This is a genomic window from uncultured Granulicatella sp., assembly GCF_963521425.1.
Taxonomy (GTDB): Bacteria; Bacillota; Bacilli; order Lactobacillales; family Aerococcaceae; genus Granulicatella.
On the sequence record NZ_CAUQUN010000039.1, the window covers coordinates 1 to 11,061 of the forward strand.

Here is an 11,061-nt window from a genome sequence, read left to right on the forward strand (position 1 = left end):
GTTCTTCCATTTAACGACATCCTTTCTCCATATAAAACTGTAGCATAGTTTCTAACAACTGACAACTAAATTGTCAAAATTTTCCAAACAATTTTAGGTAAATTTGAAACCAAGGCTCAAATTTAAGCTATGAGACACCGTAGGTGGCTGCTAGCGTCCTCAACTAAAACAAAAGAAGTATTTAACTCTTGGATTATTACGAAAAAAAGAAGCCTTGCGGCTTCTTCTTCATTATTTTTGAATTTCTTCTTTATAATCGCATTGGCTACATACAATTTGTTTGCCACTTTTCACTTTCTTTTCTACAAGATAGTGAGAACATTTCGGACATTCTCTTCCTACCGGTTTATCCCATGATACAAATTCGCATTCAGGATAACGATCACAACCATAGAATAAACGATTCTTCTTCGATTTTCTCTCAATGACATGCCCTTGATGACAATGAGGACAAGTTACACCAATCTCTTTTACAATTGCTGCAGTATGACGACAATCAGGAAAATTACTACAAGCATAGAATTTTCCAAAACGTCCTAATTTAATGACCATTGGACTTCCACAAACTTCACAGTTAAATCCAGCAGGTTCATCTTTAATTTGGACTTTCTCAATTTGAATTTCCGCTTTATCCACTTCGGCTTTAAACGGTTGATAGAATCGATCAATTACTTGAACCCACTCTTGTTTTCCTGCTTCAATTTGGTCTAATTCAGATTCCATTTCGGCAGTAAAATGAGTATCTACAATATTCGGAAAATAATTATTAATCATTTGATGAACGATTTCTCCCAATTCAGTTGGTTCAAAACGTTTCGCTACTAATTTAACATAATAACGTTTTTGAATCGTTTCAATGGTTGGAGCATAAGTCGAAGGACGACCAACTCCAATTTCTTCTAAAGTTTTAATTAAAGTTGCTTCTGAATATCTAGCAGGTGGTTGAGTAAAGTGTTGTTCTGGATCTAGTTTTTGTACAGATACCGTATCTCCCTCAACTAATTCAGGTAAAACATTTGATTTTTTTGAATCCGAATTATCTTGATATACTTTTTGATATCCAGCAAATTTAATAGTAGAACCATTTGCTTTGAATACTTGTTGATTTTGCTCTAATTCAACTTGAACCGTATCATAAACAGCTGCAGACATTTGACTTGCCACAAATCTAGACCAAATTAATGTATATAATTTTAATTGATCCTTTGTTAAATAAGATGCAATCGAATCAGGAGTTCTCATAACTGATGAAGGACGAATTGCTTCGTGGGCATCTTGAGCTCCTTCAGAAACTTTTGTTGAACGTGTTGAGTTTGAATACTCACTACCATACTCAGATAAAATATAAGATTTTGCTTCGTCTTTAGCCGTTTGAGAAACACGAGTTGAGTCTGTACGCATATACGTAATTAACCCGACTGAACCTTGTCTTCCTAATGATACACCTTCATACAATTGTTGAGCGACCATCATTGTTTTACGAGTTCTAAAGTTTAATTTATTAGAAGCATCTTGTTGCAAGCTACTAGTCGTAAATGGTGCAGCAGGATTTCTTCTTCTTTCTTTTTTTGTAACTTTTTGAACAGTAAATGGTGATTTCTCGTCAATTTGTTTTAAGACTTGATTTACTTCATCTTGTGATTTTAGCTCGACTTTTTCAGCTGTCGTTCCATAATAACTAGCTGAAAATTTCTTTGTTGATTTTTGGAAAGTCGCATCTAATGTCCAATATTCTTCTGGAACAAAAGATTGAATTTCTCTTTCTCGATCAATAATTAATTTTACAGCAATACTTTGTACACGACCAGCACTTAAGCCTTTTTTAACTTTCTTCCATAAAATTGGAGAAATCGTATATCCTACTAATCGGTCTAAAATACGTCGAGCTTGTTGTGCATCAACTAAATCCATATCTAAATTTCTTGGATTTTTAAAGGCTTCTTTTACAGCGTCCTTTGTAATCTCATTAAATTCTACACGAATCGGTTTAGTCGTATCTAATCCTAATAAATGCGCTAAATGCCATGAAATAGCTTCCCCTTCTCTATCCGGGTCACTTGCAAGGTAAACAGCATCGGCTTTACTCGCTTCTTTTTTCAAGGATTTGATTAAATCCCCTTTACCACGAATAGAAATATAATGAGGTTCATAGTTATTTTCAATATCGATTCCCATTTTACTTTTTGGTAAATCACGTAAGTGACCTTTACTTGCCACTACTTTAAAATTTTTTCCTAAATATCTTTCAATTGTTTTCGCTTTAGTTGGCGATTCGACAATCACCAAGTTTTTCTTAACCATATCGAAACTCCCTTCACAGAAGTATATGCTTGTTTTCAATAATCGTAATTCATCATAGCGAACGAAAGTTTGTTTGTCAAATCAAAAAACTATAAGAGTAAAAATTTTATGGAAAATAATGCAGAGAATCTAAAATATCATTCGCATTTCTTATCGGTAAGGCTCCAGCTGTAATGAGTTCATTTGTCCCTTTAGAATAGTCACTTGTGATGTTACCCGGTAAGGCAAATACTTGACGGTTTTCACTCAACGCAATATTAGCTGTAATTAAACTTCCACTATGCAGTTTAGCTTCAATCACACATAATCCATGACTTAATCCTGCTATAATTCGATTTCGATAAGGAAAATGAAATTTTAATGGTGGACTATCTAATGGATATTCTGACAGTATCAATCCTTTTCTCCCTATTGCATCATACAAAGATTGATTTTCCTTAGGATAGCAAATATTAATGCCATTTCCAATAACCGCAATCGTTTCTCCTTTTAACTCTAATGTTAGTTTGTGCGCTAAACTATCTACGCCTCTAGCTAATCCACTAATAATAGATACTTTTCTTTCCAGTATAGATGGAAGTAAATATTGTAATGCTTCCCTACTATATTCTGTATGATTTCTTGCTCCAACAATTCCAATGGATAAACGGTTAAATAACTCGAGTCGTCCTTTATAAAATAAAACAACTGGTGGTAAATAAATTTCTTTTAATCGTTTGGGATATAGAACATCTTCGTACATTAAAAAGTGAATATTTTCTTTTTTATATTTTTGTTCTAAAGCTGCAAAATCTGTATTTCTTAACCATTCAAGCTCTTCTAAACTTAACTCCTGATGAATCGTTTCTAGTGTAAATTTTCCCTCTGTCAATTCATTTTGACATAAACGTTGGTACAGTTCCCATCTTTGTTGACTACTCCCCTTATCCCTCATTGCTAAAGCAATCATTAGTGTTCGTCTTGTCCATTCCATAAAAATAACCTTCTTTCTCGAAATAACATCTCTACTTGTTATATACGAGAAAAAAGGCTAAAAATATTTTTTATTTTAAATAATCTTTAATAGGAGCAAAAGTTTTACGATGAATTGGACAAATTCCTTTTGTTTTTAATCCTTCCAAGTGTTTTGGAGTTCCATAACCTGCATTATTAGAAAAATCATATCCTGGATATAAATCATCAAATTCTTGCATCATTTGGTCACGCACTTGTTTAGCAACAATACTTGCTGCTGCAATCGTTATACTCTTTGCATCTCCTTTAATGATACCAATTTGCGGTGTATTCACATCAATTTTCATCGCATCAATTAATAAATAATCCGGTTGAATCTTTAATTCACTTACTGCTTGTTGCATTGCTAAACGACTAGCTTGATAAATATTGACTTGGTCAATAATATCTGCATCCACAATTCCAATTCCAATGGCAATAGCTTTTTCTTGAATGAGTAGATAAATTTCTTCTCGTTTAGAAGCAGATAATTTTTTAGAATCATCAAACCCTAAATCTTCAATATTTTTCGGTAAAATTACTGCAGCAGCTACTACAGGACCTGCTAATGGACCACGTCCTACTTCATCGACTCCTGCAATAAAACTAGCTCCTTCTTGATAAGCTAATCTTTCATAATATTGCATTTCAATAAAATGTTCTGCACGTTTTTGTTCTTTTTCAATTCTTTTTTGACAAGATTTTAGAGCTGTTTGAACTCCTTTTCTCATATCTAAACTTAATTGTTGAAACATAGGATCTTCCATAGAATGAATCGTACTTAGGATTTCTTTAATTTGACTAATGGTATATTTTTCAGTCATCTTAAACACCTTCCAAACTAATAGGAGCAGTATCTAATGTATAACGACCCAATTTACCACCACGAATGTCAAAAATAATACGCTCACTTGCACGTTCGTAATCATCTTTGAATCCTAATTTTTTCGTAATAAGTAATAATAAATCTACATCTGATAATTCTAAATCAGTTTCACTTAAACCATAAGGTTTTCTTAAAGCATCAGTATAGTATGTTCTAAAAATGTTAATCGCAAATAACGCTACATCATCCATATGTAATAATGAATCTTTAATAGCTCCTGTTACGGCTAATTTATTCCCTATCTCTTGATTATCAAATTTTGGCCATAAAATACCAGGCGTATCTAATAATTCAAAATCATTGCCAATCTTTAACCAACGTTGTCCTTTTGTAACACCAGGTCGATTAGCCGTTTCAGCTTGATTTTTTTGAATCATACGATTGATAAATGTTGATTTTCCAACGTTAGGAATTCCTAGTACCATTAAACGAATCGGACGAGGACGAACGCCTTTTGCAGCTAATTTTTCAAATTCTTCTGCCATTAATGCTTTGATTGCTGCTTTTACTTGATTCAATCCTTTACCATCTTTAGCTTCAACTGTCAAAACTTCAATACCTTCTTCTTGGTAATATTTCATCCATTTCTTTGTTTGAATAGGATCTGCTAAATCTGTCTTATTTAATAACATTAATTGCTTCTTTTGTCCCTTAATCTCATTTACAATTGGATTACGACTTGATTCCGGGATACGTGCATCAACTAATTCTATTACAACATCTACTAATTTTAATTTTTCAATTGCTTCTCTTTTGGCTTTTGCCATATGTCCAGGATACCATTGTATCGTTGCCATCAATTTTCACCCTTTCTTACTACTTGTAACTTTATTCTGAACTATTTTAACATACTCCCTTTTTATTTCAAAATTATTCATAGTCACAGGCAAACTTTTAGTGTATAATCACAATACTATTTTTATTTTGAAAGGAAGAAAGATATGAAAAAATTGATTCAAATGATTGATAAATTTGATGGTTCTCAATCAACATTAAGTAATGAAGAATTTTTCATTCGTGAAAAACTATTGTTCTACTTAAAATTATTTTGGGTATTTTCCATTGTTATTTTTGTCTTATTAGGAATCATTGTTAGTATTTCTTATTTTTTCTATTTCTTTTATTATGGCATTATTTTATGGATTATTACGAAAGTGTTAGATGTATTGCTATACTTTTACTTAAAAAATAAATAATACGATTATTAAGCATCAATCATTCCATTAAATAATTGTTCACACTTTTCATCTATTAAAGTTTTATTGGCTATTCTTTCTATCCATTCTTTAGGAATGGATTCAAAAGAATATTTAGCTCCAGCTAGTGTACCTGTAATGGCACCAATTGTGTCTGTATCTTCTCCAAGATTCACGGCTTTCAAAACAGCATCCTTAAAACTGTTCGTTGTTCCTATGCACCATAAACAAGCTTTCAGTGTATCCACCACATAACCTGTAGATTTAATTTCCTCACGACTTTTATGATAAAATTCTTCATCAAAAATTTCCTTAAAATGATTTTCATATTCTTCCCAGTACACAGAATTTTGGCTAAATATTTCTTCTAATTTTATTTGAACGGAATCTAATACTTTTGGAAGTGAATTATTGAATAGCATATCTTTTAATAGAAAAATATATATAATCGAGGCAACAATAGACCTTGGATGCCCATGAGTTACTGTCGTATATTTTTTAATGACTTTAACTTGATCGATTAGATTAAAATTTTTCATCAAAAGAAAAACTAATGGAGAAATTCTCATTAAAGCTCCATTACCATTAGACCTCTCATCTTTCCCACCACACACTTCTGGTAAAATCCCTGATAAATATCGCTCAATAGCTTCGTTTGTTGCAATACCTATATCAAAACAATATCCAAAAGGTGTTAAATACCCATCACGATAAGCTACAAATTTATCCATTAAGATATTAAAATCTGATTTTTCACCTAAATGTTCCATTAAGGCTAATGTCAATGAAGTATCATCAGACCATGTGCCAGTGGGTTGATGATATGTCCCATACCCTATCATTTCTGTAAGACTATAACTATCTCTTGCTTCAAATTCTACTGGAACACCTAATGCATCACCAACAGCAAGTCCATAAATAACAGCCATAATCATTTTTCTTAACGATTCTAAATTCTCAAATTTATCCATAGAACTTCTACCTCCTATTGAGTTCATTATATCATAACAAAAAAGCCTTGAAGTGAGCTATCCTACTCCTTCAAGGCTTTTTAATATAAATTATCCCATTGTTGCTTTAAATTTAACTTTCTTAATTTTAAAATCAATTCCCTTTTCTTGAATTGTCTTTTTAAAATCTTGAACAAAAACACGAGCATCATTATCAATTTGAATATATAACTCGTATCCTTCTGGAATTTTCTTCACTTCAACATTGGCAGCTTGATACTGTTTTAAATTACAATGTCGGTGAATATCATGAATAACATTCAAATGACTAATCATTCCAGTAATATTTAATTGATACATTTTTCTATGAACACTGAGTTTGCGATGTGTTAATAATTGAACTATTACCACTACAGCGCAACAAACACTACCAAAGAACCAGAATCCTCCGCCAATAGCCATTCCAATTCCCGAAGTTGCCCATAAACCAGCAGCTGTCGTAACACCACTAACACGCATATCACGCATGTAGATAATACCACCACCGATAAAACTGATACCACTAACGATTTGCGCAGCAATACGTGTCGTATCTGCAGCGTCTGGAGTTTCCCAAAAGGCTTCTTTTGAAACAATCATCATTAAAGCAGAAGCTAATGCAACAATGACATGGGTTTTCACCCCCGCTTGTTTATTGCGTGACTTACGCTCATATCCAATTGCCCATCCGCATAAACATGCGAGAATAATGGATAAAAAATGACGTAATTCTAACAACACATCAAATTGATGTAAAAATATTTGATTCATTAAACTTCTCCTTTCCATTCTTCCTGATATCGTTCTCATAGAATGCTTATTATCGTATAATTTTTACAAGAAAAAGTCAAGCTGAATGCTGCGGGTGATATAATATTTTAAGTTTTTGATAATATTAATTTAACCTCCAATACTTTGATATTTCTTTAATCCTTGTTTCCAAAAGAATTGATAAACTAAATAAAATATAATCCATCCTGAACTAAAATTGATTAATGTTTCTAAAGTAAATCGATTAGTACTTAATAATAACTCATGTACAGGAAAATATCCTATAAAACTAAATGGTATAATCATTAATACAGCTTTTAACCATTGAGGATAGATTGAAATTGGATAATTTCCAAGTTGAGAAACTTCCCAAAAAATACTTTTAAGCCCATCATTTGATACCCACCAAAATGAAGTAGTACTTAAAAATAGATAAATAGCATATCTAACAAAAATAGAAGAAAGTATAAAGAAAAGTAATTTGATAAAGAAGATACCTGTCCATAATCCAGATAATTGAGTGATTGATCCTATTAATAACAACAAAGCTACTACCGTTTCAAATACAGATTCTTCATCTAATTGAAAAATAATAAATTGAAATAAAATATTTAAGGGTCTTACTAAGAAAATATCTAGCTCTCCACTTTGAATCATATATGGAATTTCAAGTACAGTTACAAAAAATATTTCCCACAGAGCATTTACTAACATCAAATATGAATAAAAAAATAAAACTTCGTATCCACTAAACTCACCTAAAAATCCTGTATTCATAACAATAATATAAAGAACAAATAAGGTTGAAATTGTTTCTAGAAAAAAGCCCATATTTCCTAAAACAAAATCAATAGGATACATCATTATTCGTTTGATATCCATTCTTATAAATTCAGTATAAATTTTTCTATAAAATTTTAACGAACGAATCATTATGTTACCCTCCCATAATTTCAAGTTTTGAGTAGACTCTTTTTTGTACAATGAATAAAACTAAGAGAAAGAAAAGAATCCAACAGAATTGAATTAAAAGTGCAGTCGTATAAGAAAATAATTGACTTCCACTTAATATTGCACTAGGAAAATATTGTAATGCAACAAAAGGCAGTTTTAATACAATTAATTTTAAGGGGGCAGGATAAATATCTATCGGTAAAACTCCCCCTCCAAGTAATAATATTAAGCCAGAAACTAAACTTTTAGTTCCATTTATACTAATTAAATACGGAGAAAGTAATCCTATAATATGACCAATAATTAATGAAAGTATCCAACTAAAACATAAAGATAGCAATGCCAAAAAAAGACCACTATTTACAGTCATGAGATTTATTTTGAAAAAAATAATATAAATAACCCAAATTGGAATAATTCGATAAATAATCTTATAAAAACTATTTCCAATTTGAATAGAGGAATTGACTAAAAACAGCATTTGTGGACGCTGTAAATAATTAGCTATTGTTCCCTTTAAAATAATATGATTCATAAAATCAGCAGAAGAAAATAAAGGTAATAAAGACGATAATGTTAAGGCAAACATAGAATAAATAATAATTTGTTGTGTATTCATTCCATTTGTTTTTTCAACATATGTCCAAATATAATACTGAATTACAATAGCGATAAATGTACTCATAATCGTCATGACATTATTCATGCGATATTTTTTATTAGACTTAAACTGGTAAAGTATGTATGCTAATAAACCTTTCATTCTAACACCCTCTTTACCGTCATTAATTCTGATAAACTTAAATGAACAACTTCTATATTATCAGGATGATAATTATTTTGAATAAATTCAATAGCTAATTCTTCTGAAATTTCACGAGTATCAAAAAAATACTCAGTAGAAAAAATATTCTTTGCTAATACTTTTATAGTTGAATTCTCTATCAATTCATGCTGTCCTTGTTCGTGATAAATTATAACTTTTTTGAAATAAGAATATTGATTTTTAAATTCTTCAATACTTCCTTGATATGCATTGATGCCTTTGTTCAGAATAATAATTCTTTGACAAACTTTCTCAATCTCTTGAAAATCATGACTGGTAATCATGAATGTCGTATTTTTTTGCTCATTAACTTTTAAAATAATTTCCATCATTTTTTGTTTTGTTTGAACATCAATACCAATTGTAGGTTCATCTAAAATGACTAACTTAGGAGAATGAAGCAAAGCACAAATAAATTCTCCACGCATACGTTGTCCTAAAGAAAGTTCTCGAACTGGTTGATTTATATATGCTTTTACCTCTAATTCATTTATTAACCATTCTAACCATTTATCATCTTCAACAGAGGATTTAGAATAAATTTTTTGTAAAAATTTGAAAGAATCTAACAGTGGTAAATCCCACCAGAGATGAGATTTCTGTCCAAACATAACTCCAATTTCAGAAGCGTTTTTTCGACGATTCTTGAATGAGTCTTTTTCAAAAACTGTTACATTACCAGAATCTGCAGGGATAATTCCTAACAACATCTTTATTGTCGTAGATTTTCCAGCACCATTCTCACCAATATAACCAACGATTTCTCCTTCGTTAATTTCTAAATTTAAATCTTGAATAACTGTTTTCTTTGCTTTTTTTGTAAATAATTTTTCTTTAAAAGACTTTTTTAATTGTATATCTGAATCTATATATTCTTTAGATACATTTTCAAAACGAATCATACTCTTCTCCATATATCATAAATAAAATTTTATCCGTACAAACACTATATGACCACACCACCAATGACTTCTCATAGTAGTAATGATAAAAGTATCCTAATAGGATACTTTTATAGGTGAAATTTGAGACCCTAGGCTCAAATTTTAGGAATGAGACTCGGTAAAGCGAGGCTGCTTCCGTCCCTTACTACTATTTATAGAGAAGTCATTATAAAAAAATAATTTACTTTTTAAACAAATTCCTCATCGTAAACAATGGTTTACTTCGTACAATATTTTCTTTTCCAACAAATGTACGCATCTTTTTGAAATATTTTCACGTATTTTTTACTACAAAATTAAACAAACCAGCAGATTTTGTATCAATAAAAAATCCACGAATAAAAGGATTCTTAAAGAAAAGTTTCGCACGTACTTTATCAATCTTATTCCAAGGAATTTAAATATAATCTTCCGGATTTTTTTCATTATAAAACTCAAACGCAAAATCTCCAACAAGAATATCCCCATGCTTTTTTCCAATCAAACCAATAAATACATTGGCTTTCGTTATAAACATAACTTTTGTATTTAAAGACTGTGCCATAACCCTCTCCTTATTTAATAAACTATTAAATCTATTCTATCATAAAACAAAAAAAGATGAACAGACATTTAAATCTGTTCATCTAAAATTCTATCTTAATTAGATAATTCCTGTCACATGATCAAGAACACCTAATGCGAAGAATACAAAGATAATTGAAATTGGACTTAGACTTACTTTACGTTTTAATAACCACATACATGCGAATGTTAATAGTAAAGCAGCAAAAACAGGAATTAATTGGTTTAAGTTATCTTGTAATGTTGTAACTTTTTCAGGAGTTAATGAAGTACCACCTGCTAATGCAGATAAGATTTTTTGTAAAGTTGAATCATCAACTAAATTAATAACCATTGCATAACCAACAGCTACTACCATTCCCCCATCAACTGTCATACCACCAGTAAACCATGCTGGCAATGAAGCTAACGCTGCATCGGGAGCAACCGCTGCACCGATATTAGCCCAACCTAAAGCTAATAATTGTAAAGCCACATCTAAAATAATACAGTCAGATAAATGTCCTGTTGCTAATCCAATATAGAATATCCTCCCAAGATTTGCTTCCATGAGGTAGATAAGTACAATATCCTCAATCCTTGTCTGCTTCATTTTCTTTTACGAGATCTTTTTGTGAATCTTTTTCAGAGAGTTTTT

12 protein-coding genes and 1 pseudogene are annotated in these 11,061 nt (G+C 30.9%); 1 reads left to right on the plus strand and 12 read right to left on the minus strand.

All coding sequences use genetic code 11. The features are described 5' to 3' along the window. Positions 1-231: 231 nt before the first annotated feature. The 4 genes from topA to ylqF all read right to left on the minus strand — a co-directional run bounded on the left by topA (position 232) and on the right by ylqF (position 4,977). Positions 232-2,301, minus strand: coding sequence for a type I DNA topoisomerase (gene topA / locus RWO76_RS08430; RefSeq protein ID WP_314355201.1), 2,070 nt, complete (start codon positions 2,299-2,301; stop codon positions 232-234). A 106-nt stretch (positions 2,302-2,407) separates the two neighbouring features. Next, on the minus strand, positions 2,408-3,274 hold the full coding sequence (gene dprA, locus RWO76_RS08435) for a DNA-processing protein DprA (RefSeq protein WP_314355202.1): 867 nt from the start codon (positions 3,272-3,274) through the stop codon (positions 2,408-2,410). A gap of 70 nt (positions 3,275-3,344) precedes the next feature. After that, positions 3,345-4,118 carry a ribonuclease HII gene (locus RWO76_RS08440; protein ID WP_314355203.1) on the minus strand — a complete coding sequence of 258 codons (774 nt, stop codon included), beginning with the start codon at positions 4,116-4,118 and terminating at the stop codon, positions 3,345-3,347. A gap of 1 nt (position 4,119) precedes the next feature. Beyond that, positions 4,120-4,977 (minus strand): ribosome biogenesis GTPase YlqF, encoded by an 858-nt coding sequence (gene ylqF, locus RWO76_RS08445; RefSeq protein WP_314355204.1) that lies wholly within the window; start codon positions 4,975-4,977, stop codon positions 4,120-4,122. Positions 4,978-5,121: 144 nt separating this feature from the next. Here ylqF and RWO76_RS08450 point away from each other — a divergent pair, with 144 nt between their 5' ends. Continuing rightward, a complete protein-coding gene (locus RWO76_RS08450; protein ID WP_314355205.1) occupies positions 5,122-5,376 on the plus strand; it encodes a hypothetical protein in 255 nt (84 codons plus the stop codon). A gap of 8 nt (positions 5,377-5,384) precedes the next feature. Here the strand turns inward: RWO76_RS08450 and RWO76_RS08455 are convergent, their stop codons facing one another. The 8 genes and pseudogenes from RWO76_RS08455 to RWO76_RS08490 form a co-directional block, all read right to left on the minus strand. Next, positions 5,385-6,347, minus strand: a complete 963-nt coding sequence (locus tag RWO76_RS08455) for an ADP-ribosylglycohydrolase family protein (protein ID WP_314355206.1) — start codon at positions 6,345-6,347, stop codon at positions 5,385-5,387. A gap of 90 nt (positions 6,348-6,437) precedes the next feature. After that, positions 6,438-7,136, minus strand: coding sequence for an MgtC/SapB family protein (locus RWO76_RS08460; RefSeq protein WP_314355207.1), 699 nt, complete (start codon positions 7,134-7,136; stop codon positions 6,438-6,440). 129 nt (positions 7,137-7,265) lie between these two features. Further along, positions 7,266-8,069, minus strand: a complete 804-nt coding sequence (locus RWO76_RS08465; RefSeq protein ID WP_314355208.1) for an ABC-2 family transporter protein — start codon at positions 8,067-8,069, stop codon at positions 7,266-7,268. 4 nt (positions 8,070-8,073) lie between these two features. Next, the gene (locus RWO76_RS08470; RefSeq protein ID WP_314355209.1) at positions 8,074-8,853 is read right to left on the minus strand and encodes a hypothetical protein; all 780 of its coding nucleotides are present in this window, start codon (positions 8,851-8,853) and stop codon (positions 8,074-8,076) included. Continuing rightward, the gene (locus RWO76_RS08475) at positions 8,850-9,818 is read right to left on the minus strand and encodes an ATP-binding cassette domain-containing protein (RefSeq protein ID WP_314355211.1); all 969 of its coding nucleotides are present in this window, start codon (positions 9,816-9,818) and stop codon (positions 8,850-8,852) included. The genes RWO76_RS08470 and RWO76_RS08475 overlap by 4 nt, the downstream gene beginning before the upstream one ends. A 439-nt stretch (positions 9,819-10,257) precedes the next feature. Beyond that, positions 10,258-10,404, minus strand: coding sequence for a DUF956 family protein (locus RWO76_RS08855; protein ID WP_399543240.1), 147 nt, complete (start codon positions 10,402-10,404; stop codon positions 10,258-10,260). Between the two features lie 99 nt (positions 10,405-10,503). Further along, entirely contained in the window at positions 10,504-10,824 is a 321-nt protein-coding gene (locus RWO76_RS08485; protein WP_314355212.1) for a PTS system mannose/fructose/sorbose family transporter subunit IID, read from the minus strand. 12 nt (positions 10,825-10,836) lie between these two features. Further along, positions 10,837-11,016 (minus strand): annotated as a pseudogene (locus RWO76_RS08490) (PTS sugar transporter subunit IIC); the annotation flags it as partial. Positions 11,017-11,061 lie beyond the last annotated feature (45 nt).